The following is a 16,651-nucleotide window of genomic DNA, read 5'->3' on the forward strand; positions in this document are numbered from 1 at the left end:
CCTTCGCCGAGCAACCGAGTTGGCCGCTCTCGGCAGCAATTACGCTACTCCTCAGTAGCGTAATTGCGCGACCGGCGCGTATCGTGGAGCCATGACCAGCGCGACACCGCCCGACATCCTTGGCGCCAGGCAGGCCGGTGCGCACCCGGGTCGCCCGTACGACCGGTCGAGCGACCCGGCGATCCTCTCTGTCGCACTCGACCTGCTCGCCGATCGGCCCTATGAGCGGGTGACTCTGGATGCCGTGGCCACCCTCACGGGCCGGGCCAAGACCACGCTCTACCGGCGCTGGGCCACGAAAGACGAGCTGCTGCTGGCGGCGATCCGATCGGTGGGGCACCCGCCCGAGGCCGCCAGCCTGCCCGACAGTGGATCGCTGCGGGGCGACCTGCTCGCCGTCATCGACTCCCCCTGGCTCGGCGGCGCCGAGAGACGCCTCGCGGTCTTCGCCGGCCTGGCCTCTGCCGCCCGCAGCTCGGAGCTCCTGGCGCAGGCGATCCGGCTCGAGGTCGCCGATCCCTACGCCGACGTCTACCGCCGCCTCTTCGAGCGGGCGATCGAGCGCGGCGAGGTGCCCCGCGATCGCAGAGCGCGCATCCCGCTCCTCGCCGAGGTCATCCCCGCGATGAGCGACCGTCGGATGAGCAGCGGCACCGCACCGGCAGACCGCGACTTCTTCGTCTCCCTCGTCGACGGGATCGTGCTTCCGGCACTGCTGGGGGTGCCAGCGGCCTGAGAGCGGGTAGGGTCGGATCCATGGTCAGAGTCGTTCGGTGAAATCCGTGTCACAGCCGGCGAAGGTCGGCGCAGCCGGGCTCGCCGTCGCAGCCCTCGGCGTGGTGTTCGGCGACATCGGCACCAGCCCGCTCTACTCCCTGCAGACCGTCTTCAGCATCGACGGCGGCATCGTGCAGGCGACGCCTGACGACGTCTACGGCGTCATCTCCCTGATGTTCTGGGCCGTCACCATCGTGGTGTCGGTGAAGTACGTCTCCATCCTGATGCGTGCCGACAACGACGGCGAAGGCGGGGTGATGGCGCTCGCCGCTCTCGGCCAGCGCCTGTACGCGGCCAGGGAGGGCAAAGCCGGCAAGGCCGTGCTCTTCCTCCTCATCGCCATCGTGGGCGTCTCGCTGTTCTACGGCGACTCCCTGATCACCCCGGCGATCAGTGTGCTCTCGGCGGTCGAGGGCCTGCAGATCGCCGTGCCGCAGGTCTCCCACCTCGTCGTTCCGATCGCGGCCGTCATCCTGGCCGGGCTCTTCGCGTTCCAGCGTTTCGGCACAGGTCGGGTCGGCAAGCTGTTCGGCCCGGTGATGCTGCTCTGGTTCTTTGTCATCGCTGCGGCCGGCGCCGTCATGGTGGTGCAGCACCCGAGCGTGCTGGTGGGCCTGTCCCCCACGTATGCGGTCGCCTTCATCGTCGGCCACCCGGTCATCGCGTTCGTCGCGATGGGCGCCGTCGTGCTCGTCATCACGGGAGCAGAGGCGCTCTACGCCGACATGGGGCACTTCGGCCGGCCGCCCATCCGCCGGGCCTGGTTCTTCGTGGTCTTCCCGGCCCTGGTGCTGAACTACCTGGGGCAGGCTGCCCTGATCCTGCAGGATCCGGCCGCGCGCCAGAGCCCGTTCTTCCTCCTCTTCCCCGACTGGGCACGCCTCCCCGTCGTCATTCTCGCGACGATCGCCACGGTCATCGCCAGCCAGGCCGTCATCTCGGGGGCGTTCTCGCTCACGAGGCAGGCCATCCAGCTGGGGCTGCTGCCCCCGCTGACCGTTCGACACACCTCGGAGCGGGAGGGCGGCCAGGTCTACCTGCCGGCCGTGAACGCCCTGCTGTTCGTCGGAGTGATGGCCGTGATGCTGGTCTTCCGGTCCTCCGCGGCCCTGGCGACGGCCTACGGGGTCTCGGTCACCGGCGCCCTGGTCGTCGACACGGTTCTGCTGCTGCTCGTCGCCCCCCGGCTCTGGGGCTGGGGCCCCATCAAGATCGGGCTCGCCGCGATCGCGTTCGGCGGGCTCGAACTCACCTTCTTCGCCGGCAACCTGTCGAAGGTCCTGCACGGCGGGTGGGTTCCGCTGCTCGTCGCTCTCGCCGTCATCCTCGTCATGACGACGTGGCGGAAGGGCCGCGATCTCGTCATCGCCGGCCGCATCCAGAAAGAGGGCTCGCTGCAGCAGTTCGTGCACGCGGTCAACTCGAAGAAGATCCTGCGCGTGCCCGGTGTCGCGATCTTCCTGCACCCCAACAGGGACTCCACGCCGCTCGCGCTGCGGGCGAACGTCGAGCGCAACAAGGTGCTGCACAAGCGCGTCATCATCGTGACGGTCGTCATCGAGAATGTGCCGCACGTCAGCCCGCGCGACGCGTTCGAGTACAACGACCTCGGCTACTCCGACGACGGCATCGACCACGTCAAGGTGCGGTTCGGCTTCTCAGACACCCCGAACATCCCGCGCGCCCTCCGCAAGGCCTGCGCGCTCGGCGTACTCGACCTCACCGGCAAACAGATCGATGCCGCCTCGTACTTCGTGTCGCGCGGTGCGATCCGCCCCACCCGGGCACCCGGCATGACCGCCTGGCGCAAGACCCTCTTCGTGGGGCTGGCGCAGAACGCCGCGAACCCGGCCGCCCGCTTCGCCCTGCCGGCGAGCCGAACCGTCACCATGGGCAGCGACATCGACATCTAGGGCCTCTTCCCGAGGCCCGGTTGCGGCCTCGCGCTAGAGGATCGGCTTGCCGCCGGTCACCGCGATGCGGGCGCCGGAGACGTAGCTCGCCTCGTCGGAGGCGAGCAGCACGTAGACGGGGGCCAGTTCGGCCGGCTGCCCCGGGCGGCCCAGCGGAACCTGCTCGCCGAAACTCTCGACCTTCTCCTCGGGCATGGTCGAGGGGATGAGCGGGGTCCACACCGGCCCGGGCGCCACGCTGTTGGCCCGGATGCCGCGTTCGGCCAGCAGCTGGGCGAGCGAGGCGGACATGTTCGCGATGCCCGCCTTCGTGGCCGCGTACGGAATCAGGTTCGGCGAGGGAGTGTCGGAGTTCACCGAGCTCGACCCGATGATCGAGCTGCCCGCCGCCATGTGCGGCAGAGCCGCCTTGGTGAGGTGGAAGAAGGCGCTCAGATTGATCGCGATCGTCCGATCCCACTCGTCGTCGGAGATCTCCTCCAGGGTGTCGTGCGACATCTGGAACGCGGCATTGTTCAAGAGGATGTCGACACGGCCGAAGTTCTCGACGGCGGTGTCGATGATCTCCCGGCAGTGGGCGGGGTCGGCGAGGTCGCCCGCCACCAGCACGGCCTTCTGGCCCGCCTGTTCCACCCAGCTCGCCGTGTCCTTCGCGTCGTCGTGCTCGTTCAGGTAGCTGACCAGTACGTCGGCACCCTCCCGGGCGAAGGCGATGGCGACCGCCTTGCCGATACCGCTGTCGCCTCCCGTGATGACCGCCTTCTTGCCGGCCAGCCGCCCCGACCCCCGGTAGCTCTGCTCGCCGTGGTCGGCTGCGGGCGTGAGTTCGCTCTCGACGCCCGGAACGTCTTGGTGCTGCGCTGGCTGGCTCATGGGAATCCTCCTCTGTTCGACGGCCTGATGGGTGAAGTCAAAACCTGCCGGAACGGGCACGAAAGGGGTTGACGCTTCGACCGATCGCCCGGAGCGGTACGTTGGTGTTCATGGCCCTCGCATCCGCATCCACCCGCCCTCGCCGGCAGGCGGGATGGCGCCGTGGCTGAGAGCACGTTCGAGGCGGCTGCCGCCGCGATCACCGACATCGACCACGGCGCCGACCCGGCCCGCATCGCCGAGATCCTCCTCTCGGTCGTGCCGATGGACGGCGGCGCTGTCTCCACCCTCGGCAACCTGCTGGGAGCAGAGACCATCTCGGCGACGAGCCTGCTCGCCGCGCGCATCGACGAGGTGCAGTTCGATCTCGGCGAGGGGCCCTGCTGGGACGCGCTGGCCTCCCGGCGCCCCGTTCTCGAACCGGACTTCGCACACCGCATCGGCAATGAGTGGCCCCTGTTCACCGAGCAGGTGCGGCGTCACCGCATCGGGGCGCTCTTCGCGTTCCCCCTCACCGTCGGCCCGATGCAGATCGGAGCCATCGACTTCTACACCGTCGATGCGAGTGCGCTGACGTCGGAACAGATCGCCGAGACGAGCCTGCTCGCCGCGGTCATCAGCCGCGTCATCCTGCGCCGGGCTATCCGCCTCTCGGAGCGCGACCTGACGCTGCCCGAGACCGAGTACTCCCGCCGGGTGATCCACCAGGCCACCGGCATCATCGTCGCCCAGCTCCGTCTTCCCCCCGATGACGCCCTCCTCATCCTGCGAGGGCGGGCATTCGCATCTGGACGGAGCATGATGGATATTGCAACCGACATCGTCGAGAGACGTGTGTCGTTCAGCGCAGGCCCGAACGGAATCGAGGACACCCCATGACCGGCAACACCAGAGAAGAGGTGCTCCTGGACACGTTCATGACCCTTTCCGACACGCTCGTGGAGGACTACGACATCGTCGACCTCCTGCAGACCCTCGTCGAGACGTGCGAGACGGTCTTCGACATCACGGCCGCCGGCATCCTGCTCGCCGACGAGAGCGGAACCCTCGAGGTCGTCGCATCGACCAGCGAAGCCGCCCGGTTGGTCGAGGTGATGCAGCTCTCCGCTGAGGCGGGCCCCTGCATCGAGTGCTTCACCACGGGTCGCACGGTCTCGGTGCCCGACATCAGGCTCGCCCCGGACGAGTGGAGCCGGTTCCGGTCGGGAGCCGTCGAACAGGGCTTCCTGTCGGTGTACGCCATCCCGCTCCGCCTCCGCGACGACGTCATCGGCGCCCTGAACCTGCTTCGCGCCGAGACGGGCGAGCTGAATCCGACCGATGTGCGGGCGGCCCGTGCGCTCTCGAATGTCGCGACGATCGGCATCATGCACGAGCGCAGCCTCCGCGAGAAGGGCATCGTGCAGAACCAGCTGCAGTACGCTCTCGACTCCCGCGTCGTCATCGAGCAGGCCAAGGGCGTGCTCTCGCACGTGCACCACATCAGCACCGATCAGGCCTTCGACCTGCTGAGGGACTACGCGCGGAAGAACCAGCAGAAACTCGCCGTCACCGCCCTCCGCGTCGTACGCCTCGAGATCACCCTCTAGCCCCCTCTGCATCCCGGGTCGGGCCTCCCGAGTCGGGGCCTCCCGTGCAGTGCCTCCCGTGTCGGGGGTGCGTGCGACACTGCGGGCACGGTCGGTCTGACCGACAGGCGGGCGGGAGGGCACGATGCGGGGTGAGGCGACGGTGCTGCACGCCGACCTCGACGCGTTCTATGCCTCGGTCGAGCAGCGGGATGCGCCCGGGCTGCGGGGGCGACCGGTGATCGTGGGCGGCGGCGTCGTTCTGGCCGCGAGCTACGAGGCGAAGGCGCGCGGTGTGCGCACCGCGATGAGCGGGCGGCAGGCCCGCGACCTCTGCCCCGACGCCGTGGTGGTGCCGCCCCGCATGGAGGCCTACTCCGCCGCCAGTCGCGACGTCTTCGCGATCTTCCGTGACACGACACCGCTCGTCGAAGGGCTCTCGATCGACGAGGCGTTCCTCGAGGTCGGGGGCCTCCGACGCCTCGCGGGCACACCCGAACAGGTGGCCGTGCGGCTGCGCGAGCGGGTGAAGAGCGAGGTCGGCCTGGCGATCTCGGTCGGCGTCGCCCGCACCAAGTTCCTGGCCAAGGTCGCCAGTGCCGTCAGCAAGCCCGACGGGCTGCTGGTCGTCGAGCCCGGCGAGGAGAAGGCGTTCCTGCTGCCGCTGCCCGTGGAGCGGTTGTGGGGTGTCGGCGCCGTCACCGCCGAGAAGCTGCACCGGCTCGGCATCACGACGGTGGGGCAGTTGGCCGAGCTCGAGGCCGCGACCGCCGAGCGAGTGCTGGGGCGAGCATCCGGAGCCCATCTGCACGCGCTCGCCCGGCTGCAGGACCCGCGGCCCGTCGACACGGCGCGCCGTCGATCATCCATCGGCTCGCAGCGTGCGCTCGGCAGCAGGCCACGCTCGGCCGCCGAGCTCGACCTCATGCTGACGCAGATCGTCGACCGGCTGGCGCGGCGACTGCGCGACGGGGATCGGGTCTGCAGAACCGTCGTGCTGCGGCTGCGCTTCGGGGACTTCGCGAAGGCGACCCGGTCGCGCTCCGTGCGTTCGGGGTCGGATCGCACCGCGGTGCTGCTCGGTATCGCGCGCGAGCTGCTCGCTGCGGCCCAGGCCGAGATCGACCAGCGCGGAGTCACCCTGATCGGTGTGTCGCTCTCGCAGCTCGCGAAAGCCGACAGCCTCACGCCCGAACTGCCCATCGACTGGAACGACGAGGCGAAGCTCGACACGGTTCTGGATGCTGTGCGCGATCGTTTCGGGGCGACATCCGTCTCCCGGGCCGCTCACCTGCATCGCGACCCGGGGTGGTCGTCGCCCCTGCTGCCCGAGCACGAGTGAGGGCTGGCGCGGCCCCGAGGGCGGGGCGGATGCGGCCTAGCGCGGTGTGCATCCGGCCGGCGCCCTCCACCCGTGTCCTGTTCCGTCCTCCCGGGTGGCGATATGCGCTTGCAAACGTGTCCGGTTCAGGGCAGGGTGGGCAGCACGACCGATGCCCGGGAGGCCGCATGGACGACGAAACACTGCTCGCCGTGATCCACCGCGGCCGGCCCGCGACGGTCCCCGCGCTGGCCACGCTCGCGCATCTGAGCGACGACGACGCCCAGGCGGCCGTCGGCAGGCTGCGCGGGCGCCGGCTGCTGGGTGGCACGGGCGACGAGCTAACCTACCCGCACCCGGCGACCTGGGCGGCCGAGGCGGTCTCCCGTCGAACGGGCGAACTCCGCCGGGCATCGGAGGAGGCGCTGAGCGACCTCGAGAGTGTCGTCGCCGACCTGCCGGCGATGCTCCGGCACTGGTCGGTGGGCGAGGTGTCGGCCGAACTCGTCCCTGTCGACACCCGGCACGGCCCGCATGCCTCCGAAGACCTCTGGTTCGACACCGCGCGCCACGACGTCGGCACTCTGAACGCCGTTCTGCCCGATGTCGCCCGGTTCCTCTCGAGCACCGACGAGCGCAGCATCCGGTTCGCCCAGGCACTCCGCGGCAAGGAGGCGGTTCGGGTGATCATCCCGGCCGACACCGTCAACGACCCGAAGGTCGTGCAGAGCATGCAGCATTTCGGCAGTGCCGGCGTGCAGTACCGCCTGCTGACCGACCCGCCGAGCTGGTTCTGGGTCGACGGCGACCAGCTCGCCCTGCCCTTCGAGTGGGGCGAGGGCCGGCCGACGAGCGTGCTGGGGCTCCGGCATCCCTCACTGGCGGCCCTCGCCCTCGCCTACTTCGACGGGCTGTGGTCGAGGGCGGCGCCCGCGGCGGCCCCGGGGGTGCCGGGCCAGCGGGCCCTCGCCGGCGAGCCCTGGACTCCCCTGCTCATGCTGATGCGACAGGGCACCACCCTCGAGACGGCCTCGCGGATGCTCGGGATCAACCCGCGCACCGGTCGCCGCCGCATCGCCGCGGCCATGACCCACTACGGCGTGTCGACCCTCTTCGCCCTCGGCGTGGCCTGGGCCGCCGAGCTCCCCGCGGCCGTGGAACCGGCCGGAGGGCGGGCCGCGGCGGAGCGGGACTAGGCGCGGGGGGCGAGCTCGGGGGCGTCGTCGACGCCCGCGTCTGCGGCCTCGCGGCGACGGGCCCGCAGCGACGGGGCGACCAGCGCGGCGAGGATCGCGAGCACGCCGACACCGGCCGACGCCCAGAAGCCGACGGTGAACGCGTCGTCGGTGGGGGCGCCCTGCGCGGTGACGTTCGAGGAGATGATGGCGGCGATCACGGCGGTGCCGACGCTGCTGCCGATCGTGCGCAGCACGGTGTTCGCGCTGATCGCCTCGCCCGTCTGGGCCGCAGGAACGCTCTCGACGATCGCGTTGGAGGTCGCGGCGAGCGCCATTCCGATCCCGATGCCGGTGAGCACGCCCGACAGGAGGATCTGCCACTCTTCGGCGTGCCCGAACGCGGGGATCAGGAACGCCACCGTGACGGCGACGCCGCCGATGATCATCGGGATCTTCGGCCCGATCCGACGTATGACGACACCCGCGACCACACCGGAGACGACCATGGCCACGACCGTCGGAAGCAGGTAGAGGCCCGCCTCGCTCACGCTCTTGCCGAACCCGTAGCCGAGAACGCTCGGCAGCTGCAGCAGGGTCGGCACCAGGATGAACGTGCCGAACATCGCGAAACCGAAGGCCAGCGCGACGACGTGGGCCGTCCAGACGCCGCGGTGACGGAACAGGCGCACATCGATCAGCGGATCTTTCACCCGCAGCTCGACGACGACGAACACGACGAGAGCGACGGCGCCGAGGGCGATGAGGCCGACGGTCTTGCCGTCACCCCAGCCCCACTTCTCCCCCTCGCTGATCGCGAGCAGCAGCGCCACGAGCCCGACCGAGAGGATGGCCGTGCCGACGAGGTCGAGGCGACCCGGCCGGCGAAGCGGCGACTCGGGGATGCCGAAGATGGCGCCGAGCAGAGCGATCGCCACGAGCACGGCCGGGAACCAGAACAGCCAGTGCCACGAGAGCGCCTCGACGATCGGGCCGGCGGCGACGATACCGACGCCCGCTCCGATGCCGAAGATGGCGGAGAGCAGCCCGATCGTGACGCTCACCCGCTCCCGCGGCAGCTCGTCGCGCACGATTCCGATCGACAGCGGCATGACCGCCCCCGCGGCACCCTGCAGGATGCGCGCCACGATGAGCACCCCGAGCGTGGGGGCGAGTGCAGCCAGCACGGTACCGACCAGCAGCAGAGCGAGCACCACGATGAGCACCTTGCGCTTGCCGACCATGTCGCCGAGGCGGCCGAGAATGGGCGTGAGCACGGCGGCCGAGAGCAGGTAGGCGGTGAGCACCCAGCTGGCGTCGGTGGTCGCCACGCCGAGATCCTGACCGATCGTGCTGAGCGCGGGCGCGACGAGCGACTGCAGAACCGCGAACGAGAGCCCGCCGAGGGACAGGAACAGAATGATAGCCGTCGAACTGGTGCGCGGCGTCTTCGTGTCGGGCCCCTGGCGTGTGGGAATGGAACCGGTGCGGGGGCTCTGAGCGGTGGCGGACATGGGGCTCCTCGGGTGTAAACGCATGCTGACTTATCGAGTATGCCCGTGTCGATGACAAGTGTCAACAAAGGTTTACTTCATGCTCCAGCGCGCTAGGGTGTGCGTGGAAGGGCAGAGCATGAGCACACAGACACCCGCGTCGACGACGACGGACAGCACACCGGCGGCCGACGCGGGCGACGATCTGCAGCGTTCCGGCCGCGACGCGACAGCCACCCGGCACGCCCTGGTGCGCGCCGCCCGCCGCCGGTTCGCCACCGACGGCTACCGCGCCACGACCGTTCGGCAGATCGCCGCCGACGCCGGGGTGAACGTCGCCCTGATCAACCGCTACTTCGTGTCGAAGGAGGGTCTCTTCGAGGCGTGCATGCTGCGCACCTCCGACGAGCTCGACACCCAGACACCGCCCCGCCCCGCCGACGTCGAGGGCATCATCGCCCGCCTGGTGGAGCACGTCGTGAACGCTCCGGATGGCGACGACCCCCTGCAATTGCTGCTGCTGCTCCGCTCCTCCGGCGACGAGAACGCCGACGGCATCCGGCGCAGAACCCTCGAGCACTTCACCAAGCGCCTCGCGACGGCCGCGGGCTGGAGCCCGACGGACCCCGACACCGCCGACCTGATGCTGCGGGCGCAGCTCGCGATCGCGACCATGCTCGGCGTCGTGATGCTGCGCACGTCGGCCGCCGTGCAGCCGGTCGCCTCCGCCGGCTCCGACGACCTGGACGCGCCGCTCGGCGAGGTCTTCCGCCTGCTCCTCAGCCGACCGGTCTGATCCCGGGCGGCGCCTTGACACCGACGGACGGGGCGAGCAGGGTGGCAGGTGATCGGCGACGGCGCCGCTCAGAGAGGAGCCCCCGATGGCCGGGCGCATCCACATCGACCTCTTCAGCACCCTCGACGGAGTGGCACAGGCGCCCGGCGGCCCGGATGAAGACACCGCCGGCGGCTTCGCGTTCGGCGGCTGGCAGGCACCGCTCATCGGCGAGACCGACGGCCGGCAGGTCGCCGACGGCATGAGGCGAATGGATGCCCTGCTGCTCGGCCGGCGCACCTACGACATCTTCGCGGCCTACTGGCCCCAGCACACCGACGGCCCCGACGGTTCGATCGGGCAGAAGTTCGACGCGATTCCGAAGTACGTCGCCTCCCGCGGCGACCCCGCCCTGCCGTGGACAGGGTCACAGCTGCTCGGCACAGACCTCGACGCCGCCGTCGCTGGGCTTCGGGAGCGGCACGAAGAGATCCACGTGATCGGCAGCATCGACTTCGCGCGCACCCTGGTTGCGCGGGGGCTGTTCGACCAGCTCAACCTGTGGGTGTACCCGATCGTGCTCGGGGAGGGAAAGCGGCTGTTCCCCGACGACGGGCCGGCGTTGGCGCTGGAGCTGCTCGCGGTCGAGCCGCCCTCGACGAGCGGCGCGGTACTGATGCGATACGGGCCGGGGGCCGGGGTGCCGGCGACGGGCGACATGACGGCGGAGTGACGCAGGGCCTCGTTGCGTAGGGCGGGGTGCTGGCTCCGGGTGTCGCTGGGCCGGCTGGCACGCGCCGGACACCGGCCGGCGGGGGCTAGAGGGCGAGCGCCGCTGCGTACTCGTCGAAGTGCTCCACGGCCAGCGAGAGCGACTCGAAACCGAAGGCGGCGCCGCGGGCGTCTGCCGCGAACGAGACCCGGTAGCAGCACCCGACGAGCTCGATCTCACCCAACATCTGCGGGCCCGCTACGGGCTGGCCCGGCATCCCGGGGTTCGGGGCGGTCACGAACCAGCGGTTCGCATCCCACTCGTGCACCGAGACGAGGCGCGGCAAATATGGCACCGGCTGCGGTGCGGGCGGCTGGTGCAGAGCGGGATGCGGCAGCAGCCGCGTCACGGTGATGAGCACGAGCGGGGCGGCCTCGCGGATGTCGTGCACGCGGGCGCCGACGGCAGCCATGACGGCCGGGGGCCCGGGGTGGCGCTCGACGCCGGCCGCGACGCGTTCTTTCAGGAAGGCGATTCCGTTCGGCATGCTTCCTCCGTTCTGCGCGTGCGTGTGACTAACCAGTACACACGCGCCCGGTCGTCGAGGCAAGCACCCTGCCCGCACTCACAGAATCGTGTCGCGCTCCGGCCCGCCCGGGGCGGAGGGTCCGTCGAGGGCGTCGAGGTCGCGCAGGGCCTCACGGGCCTGGGCGAGGCGGTCGGCGTCGGGGCGCTCCCACCAGCGCGGGCCGCGCTCCCCCAGCCCGAGCTTCGCGAGCCCCACCCGATGCCGGGCGGCGGCGACGGCATCCGCGTCGGCGCCCCCGTCGGGTGCGGCCCTCTTGGCCACACGCACCCCGGAGCGGCCCCTGCCGAGGTGCGAGGTGAGCGCCTCGACGAGGTCGGCGGGGAGGCTCGGATCGGTGCGGCGCCACCGGCGGCCGCCAACCACCAGCCACCGCTCGGCATCGGTCGCGGCATCCCGCGCCTCGGCGTCGGTCGCGGCATCCCCAGCCTCGGCACCGTCGGGTGGACTCGACGCGGTCACGACGACACCCGGGGCGCGGCGACGGTGGCTGCGGTGGCGGCGAACGGGCCGCCGGGAGCGAACGCGAACGAGGCGAAACGCTCACCGATGAGGCGGTGGGCCTCGGGGCCCGGGTGCAGGCCGTCGGGCAGAGGGAGCAGGGCCGCATCCCGCTCGCCGAACAGCTCGATGCCATCGAGGTAGTGGAGGTTCGGGTCGGCGGCGCGGCGCTCCACGAGGGAGGCCAGCTCACGCCGGATCACACTCAGAGTCAGGCGCCCCTGCGTCTCGTCGCCGGGCGTGCCGGTCGCCACGAACCGCACCTGCCCGGTGCTGAACGACTCGGGGTCGAAGGCGCCGGGGCCGGCGGCGTGCTCGTGGATTCCGCAGAAGATCGGCGAGATCAGCACCAGGGGGGTGTGCGGATGCCCGTCCCGAAGGGTGTCGAGAAAACCGTGCACCGCGGGCACAAAGGCCCGCACCCGCATCGCGTCGGCGTTGACCACGTTGATGCCGAGCTTGACGCTGATCAGATCGGCCGGAAGGTCGCGCATCACGCGGGCGAGGAACGGATCGACCATCGCGCTGCCGCCGAGCCCGAGGTTGCGGAGTTCGACCCCGGCCTGCCGTGCGGCGACGACCGGCCAGATGCCGGTGGGGGCGGCCGCGTTCGAGCCGTGGCTGATCGAACTGCCGTGGTGCATCCAGACCGGCTGCGAACCGGTGACCGGGATCAGCGGTGCGTCGCTTCGCAGCCCGAGCAGCTCGACAGACTCGTTGTGCGGCAGCCAGAGTTCGATGCGCTTCGATCCCGAGGGCAGATCGGTCAGCGCGGTCGTGTGCGGCGGCCCCTCGTGGGGCGTCGCCGAACCGGTCTGCAGGTCGATCTCGACGGCGTCGCCGCCGGTCAGCTCGTCGCTTCGCAGCAGGGCACCTCCGACGAAGGCATCGATGCGGCCGCGCGGCCGGGAGACGCCGCGGTAGACCGCCCGGGAGGGATGCACGTCGAGCTGCACCTCGGTCGCCTCGGTGTCGAAGACGACCCGCACACCGGAGGGTTGGCGCTCGACCGACAGCAGCTGGGGGTCGGGGAACTGCTCGCGCACCCAGGCGGGGAGGCGGTGCGGCAGCACTCCCCTGCCGGTGTCTTCGAGTTCGAACGCACCGCGCACGAGGGCGTCGGTGAGGGCGGTGGTGATCACGGGGTCGCCTCCTGGGCGGTCGGGGTGGGGTGGATGCCGGGCGCGGCGGTGCCGGCAGGGAGCGCGGCGTCGGCGCCGGGGTGGCCGGGCGCGGCGGCGCCGTCGGGCGCGGCGCCGCCCGGCCACGCACGGAGCGCCCCGTCGAGCACGTCGAGCACCCGCCCCCACGACTGCTCCGTCTCGACCGGGCGGTGCGCGAACGAGCCCGCGGCCTCGAGCCCGAGGAACCCGTTGATCGTGGCCCCCACGATGCGCGTCGCGTGCACCAGTTCGCCCTCGGGCAGCTCGTACCCGCGGAAGACCGCCCAGATCAGCGACACCACCCTCTGCGCCGACTCCGACCTCGCCGTGGCCTCGTCGGCCGGGCGCTGCAGGGCGGTCCACCGGCCGGGCCGCTCTGCCGCGAATACACGGTGCGCCTCGATCAGGCCGGCCAGGGCGTTCCGCCCGGAGCGACCCGCGATGGCGGTCGAGATGCGGTCGGCCAGCTCCCCCAGCGCCAACTCGTGGATGCCGTCGAGTACGGCCGCCCGATCGCGCACGTGCGAGTACAGGCTGGCGGGTTGCACGCCCAGCTCGCGGGCGAGCGCCGAGACCGTCACGGCGTCGTACCCGCCCCGGTCGGCGAGGTCGGCCGCCGCCCGAAGCACGCCCGCCGTCGTGAGGTTCATTCTGCCCATGACCCGAACCTACAGCCTGTAGGCACGATCCGACAAGGACTAGGCACACGCCGGGTGATGTATCAGTCTGCGGGTAGGCTGGCTGGCGATGTCGAATACCGTCACCGTTCTGCGAGCCCTGCGCTCCCCCCGGCTCCTCTCCCGCGAAGTGCTCGCCGGCATGGTCACGACCCTCGCTCTCGTGCCGGAGGTCATCTCGTTCTCGATCGTGGCGGGCGTCGACCCGATGGTGAGCCTTGTCGCCTCCATCGTGCTGGCGATCACCATGTCGATCCTCGGCGGCCGCCCCGGCGTCATCACAGCGGCGGCAGGCTCCGTCGCCCTGGTCATCGCCCCCCTGGTGCACTCGCACGGCGTGCAGTACGTTCTGCCGGCCGTCATCCTCGCCGGCATCGTGCAGATCGTGTTCGGGTTCGCCGGGCTCGCGCGGCTCATGCGGTTCATCCCGCGCTCGGTGATGATCGGCTTCGTGAACGCCCTAGGTATCCTCATCTTCCTCGCCCAGGTGCCGCACGTGATCGGGGTTCCCTGGCTCGCCTACCTGCTCTTCGCCCTGACCCTCGCGATCATCTTCATCGTGCCGCGGTTCACCCGCGCCGTGCCCTCGCCGCTCATCGCGATCGTCGCGGTGACCGCGATCGTGATCATCGCGAGGCTGGTGGTTCCGGATGTCGCGGACGAAGGCCCGCTCACCGGCCAGCTGCCCGGCATCACTCCGTTCCTCGTTCCGCTCGATCTCGACACGCTGCAGATCGTCTGGCCGACCGCGCTGAGCGTCGCCTTCGTCGGACTCATGGAGACCCTCCTCACGGCCAAACTCGTCGACGACCTGACCGACACTCCCTCGCACAAGGGCCGTGAGTCGTGGGCGCTCGGGGTCTCGAACATCCTCGCCGGGTTCTACGGCGGCATCGCGGGCTGCGCGATGATCGGCCAGACCGTGCTGAACGTGAAGACCGGCCGGGCGCGCACCCGCATCTCCACGACGGTCGCCGGCGTCTTCCTTCTCGCGCTCGTCACCGGGCTCAGCAGCATCATGGGGCAGATTCCGATGGTCGCCCTGGCCGCCGTGATGATGATCGTCGCCGTCTCGACGGTCGACTGGCACAGTGTGAAGCCGTCGACACTCCGCCGGATGCCCGTTCCGGAGACCCTCGTGATGGTCGTCACCGTCGTGGTCGTGGTGGCGACCGGCAACCTCGCGTACGGTGTGCTCGTGGGCGTCGTGCTCGCGATGGTGCTGTTCGCCCGGCGGGTCGCTCACGTGATCGCCGTCTCGCGCACCGTGGCCGACGAGGGGGATGCCGCGCACTACGAGGTGACCGGACCGCTGTTCTTCGGCAGCAGCAACGACCTCGTCGACCGCTTCTCGTACGCCGACGACCCCGCCCTCGTGACGATCGACCTCAGCCGGGCGCAGATCTGGGACGCGTCGACGGTCGCCGCGCTCGACTCGATCGAGAACAAGTACCGCGAGCACGGCGTCAGCGTCGAGATCGCCGGGCTCGACGAGCGCAGCACCGTGTTCCACCAGCGGCTGACCGGTCGCTTCGGCGCCTGAGGCGACCGGTGCGCTGACGCGCCTCGTCGGGAGCAGCGGCGAATCTTCCTACTCCCTGCAGTAGACCGGGCGCTCTGCCCTGCGCTCTGATGGCTGCGACGCGACCCGCGTCGAGCCGCAGAGCAAGGAGAGCATCGTGGAACCGACCGACGACACCAGCCCCCACCACGAGACGCCGACGTTCGGCGACCCCGATCTGCCCCAGGAGGGCGAGGTGAACACCGTCGACGATCCGGCCGCGACGGTGATGACCGGGCCGCAGAACCCGGTCATCGAGAGCCAGTTCCCGAACCAGATGGATGCCCCCGCCACCGACATCTCGACCCAGCAGTTCTTCTGGTCGTCGTTCAACATCTCGCCCCGCCGTGTGCAGCGCGGAGGCTGGGCGCGGGAGTTGACACAGCCCGACTTCGGAATCTCGGAGGAGATCGCCGGGGTGAACATGTACCTCGAGGCGGGCGGCATCCGCGAACTGCACTGGCACCAGACGGCGGAGTGGGCGATGATGACGCGCGGCCACTGCCGCATCACCACCCTCAGCCGCAACGGCCTGCCGAGCGTGGACGATGTCGAGGAAGGGGACCTCTGGTACTTCCCGCCCGGCCTGCCGCACTCGCTGCAGGGCCTCGGGCCCGACGGTGCGGAGTTCGTGCTCGCCTTCGACGACGGCGCGCAGTCCGAGAGCAACACGCTGCTGCTCACCGACTGGTTCGCGCACACACCGCCCGAGGTGCTGGCGAAGAACTTCGGCGTCGCGCAGGAGGTGTTCAGCGACATCCCGCTGCACAACCTCTGGATCTTCCCGGGCGACGTACCCGGCCCGCTCGACGCCGACCGCGCCGCCGCGGGGGTGCAGCCGGGTGGCGAGGCGGTCATCTTCCGGCTGTCGCGTTCGACGCCGGTGTACGAGAACAGCGGCGGGAGCATCCGCATCGCCGACAGCACCAACTACCCCGCCTCGAAGACCGTCGCGGCCGGTCTCGTGACCATCGAACCGGGGGCGATGCGGGAGCTGCACTGGCACCCGAATGCCGACGAATGGCAGTACTGGCTGAAGGGCCAGGGCCGCATGACGGTGTTCAACACGGGCCCGCACGCGAACACGACGGACTTTCGGGCGGGCGACGTGGGCGTGGTGAAGCGCAACCTCGGGCACTACGTGGAGAACACCGGGTCGGAGACGGCCGTGGTGCTCGAGACGTTCCGGAGCGACCACTACGAGGAGGTGTCGCTGGCCAACTGGCTGTCGCACCTGCCGCCGTCGCTCGTGTCGGCGCACCTCGGCATTCCCGAAGAGGTGCTGGCGACCTTCCCGCGCGGAACGCAGGGGATCACGCCGCTGCGCTGAGACGCACGGCTGAGCGCAAGCCCTCGTGCCCGCGGGGCAGGGTGGGTAGTTTGCTGGGGTGCGCTGGATCGTGGGACTCACCGAATACGCGGGCCTGACCGAGTACACGGGCGGCATCGGCACGCACTACGCCGCGCTGCTGCCGGCGCTCGCCCGGCTCGGTGTCGACGTCGACGTGGTGCTGTTCGCGCCCCGCCCGCCCGAAAGTCCGTCGTGTTCGCGTGCG

16 protein-coding genes are annotated in these 16,651 nt (G+C 70.7%); 10 read left to right on the forward strand and 6 right to left on the reverse strand.

All coding sequences use genetic code 11. The annotated features are described in order from the left end of the window. The first annotated feature begins 91 nt into the window (after positions 1-91). Positions 92-736 carry a TetR/AcrR family transcriptional regulator gene (locus C5B96_RS15850; RefSeq protein ID WP_104246327.1) on the forward strand — a complete coding sequence of 215 codons (645 nt, stop codon included), beginning with the start codon at positions 92-94 and terminating at the stop codon, positions 734-736. A gap of 37 nt (positions 737-773) precedes the next feature. Beyond that, a complete protein-coding gene (locus C5B96_RS15855) occupies positions 774-2,690 on the forward strand; it encodes a potassium transporter Kup (RefSeq protein ID WP_233189247.1) in 1,917 nt (638 codons plus the stop codon). A 33-nt stretch (positions 2,691-2,723) separates the two neighbouring features. Here C5B96_RS15855 and C5B96_RS15860 read toward each other — a convergent pair whose 3' ends face one another. Beyond that, complete coding sequence (locus tag C5B96_RS15860; protein ID WP_104246329.1) at positions 2,724-3,563, reverse strand: glucose 1-dehydrogenase; 840 nt, start codon at positions 3,561-3,563, stop codon at positions 2,724-2,726. Positions 3,564-3,725: 162 nt separating this feature from the next. On the opposite strand from C5B96_RS15860, the gene C5B96_RS15865 reads away from it, so the two are divergent. From C5B96_RS15865 to C5B96_RS15880, 4 genes are all read left to right on the forward strand, one after another. Then, positions 3,726-4,442: a GAF and ANTAR domain-containing protein gene (locus C5B96_RS15865; protein ID WP_104246330.1), complete on the forward strand. Its 717-nt coding sequence runs from the start codon at positions 3,726-3,728 to the stop codon at positions 4,440-4,442. Beyond that, positions 4,439-5,152: a GAF and ANTAR domain-containing protein gene (locus tag C5B96_RS15870; RefSeq protein WP_104246331.1), complete on the forward strand. Its 714-nt coding sequence runs from the start codon at positions 4,439-4,441 to the stop codon at positions 5,150-5,152. Before C5B96_RS15865 ends, C5B96_RS15870 begins: the two co-directional genes overlap by 4 nt. Positions 5,153-5,276: 124 nt before the next feature. Next, entirely contained in the window at positions 5,277-6,473 is a 1,197-nt protein-coding gene (gene dinB, locus C5B96_RS15875; RefSeq protein WP_104246332.1) for a DNA polymerase IV, read from the forward strand. Between the two features lie 167 nt (positions 6,474-6,640). Further along, positions 6,641-7,648 carry a hypothetical protein gene (locus C5B96_RS15880; protein ID WP_104246333.1) on the forward strand — a complete coding sequence of 336 codons (1,008 nt, stop codon included), beginning with the start codon at positions 6,641-6,643 and terminating at the stop codon, positions 7,646-7,648. Here C5B96_RS15880 and C5B96_RS15885 read toward each other — a convergent pair. Next, on the reverse strand, positions 7,645-9,141 hold the full coding sequence (locus tag C5B96_RS15885) for an MFS transporter (RefSeq protein ID WP_104246334.1): 1,497 nt from the start codon (positions 9,139-9,141) through the stop codon (positions 7,645-7,647). The genes C5B96_RS15880 and C5B96_RS15885 overlap by 4 nt on opposite strands. Before the next feature lie 118 nt (positions 9,142-9,259). On the opposite strand from C5B96_RS15885, the gene C5B96_RS17995 reads away from it, so the two are divergent. Further along, positions 9,260-9,916: a TetR/AcrR family transcriptional regulator gene (locus tag C5B96_RS17995; protein WP_158507213.1), complete on the forward strand. Its 657-nt coding sequence runs from the start codon at positions 9,260-9,262 to the stop codon at positions 9,914-9,916. Positions 9,917-10,001: 85 nt separating this feature from the next. Next, positions 10,002-10,628 (forward strand): dihydrofolate reductase family protein, encoded by a 627-nt coding sequence (locus C5B96_RS15895; RefSeq protein WP_104246336.1) that lies wholly within the window; start codon positions 10,002-10,004, stop codon positions 10,626-10,628. Between the two features lie 85 nt (positions 10,629-10,713). Here the strand turns inward: C5B96_RS15895 and C5B96_RS15900 are convergent, their stop codons facing one another. From C5B96_RS15900 to C5B96_RS15915, 4 genes are all read right to left on the reverse strand, one after another. After that, positions 10,714-11,154 carry a hypothetical protein gene (locus C5B96_RS15900; protein ID WP_104246337.1) on the reverse strand — a complete coding sequence of 147 codons (441 nt, stop codon included), beginning with the start codon at positions 11,152-11,154 and terminating at the stop codon, positions 10,714-10,716. A gap of 78 nt (positions 11,155-11,232) precedes the next feature. Then, on the reverse strand, positions 11,233-11,655 hold the full coding sequence (locus C5B96_RS15905; RefSeq protein ID WP_104246338.1) for a biopolymer transporter Tol: 423 nt from the start codon (positions 11,653-11,655) through the stop codon (positions 11,233-11,235). Beyond that, the gene (locus tag C5B96_RS15910; RefSeq protein ID WP_104246339.1) at positions 11,652-12,836 is read right to left on the reverse strand and encodes a GDSL-type esterase/lipase family protein; all 1,185 of its coding nucleotides are present in this window, start codon (positions 12,834-12,836) and stop codon (positions 11,652-11,654) included. The genes C5B96_RS15905 and C5B96_RS15910 overlap by 4 nt, the downstream gene beginning before the upstream one ends. Then, a complete protein-coding gene (locus C5B96_RS15915; RefSeq protein ID WP_104246340.1) occupies positions 12,833-13,516 on the reverse strand; it encodes a TetR/AcrR family transcriptional regulator in 684 nt (227 codons plus the stop codon). The genes C5B96_RS15910 and C5B96_RS15915 overlap by 4 nt, the downstream gene beginning before the upstream one ends. Positions 13,517-13,604: 88 nt before the next feature. On the opposite strand from C5B96_RS15915, the gene C5B96_RS15920 reads away from it, so the two are divergent. Both C5B96_RS15920 and C5B96_RS15925 read left to right on the forward strand, forming a co-directional pair. Further along, positions 13,605-15,077 (forward strand): SulP family inorganic anion transporter, encoded by a 1,473-nt coding sequence (locus tag C5B96_RS15920; RefSeq protein WP_104246341.1) that lies wholly within the window; start codon positions 13,605-13,607, stop codon positions 15,075-15,077. A 136-nt stretch (positions 15,078-15,213) separates the two neighbouring features. Further along, on the forward strand, positions 15,214-16,425 hold the full coding sequence (locus C5B96_RS15925; protein WP_233189248.1) for a cupin domain-containing protein: 1,212 nt from the start codon (positions 15,214-15,216) through the stop codon (positions 16,423-16,425). Positions 16,426-16,651 lie beyond the last annotated feature (226 nt).

Source organism: Subtercola sp. Z020 (genome assembly GCF_002931235.1).
In the GTDB taxonomy this organism is placed as follows: domain Bacteria; phylum Actinomycetota; class Actinomycetes; order Actinomycetales; family Microbacteriaceae; genus Subtercola.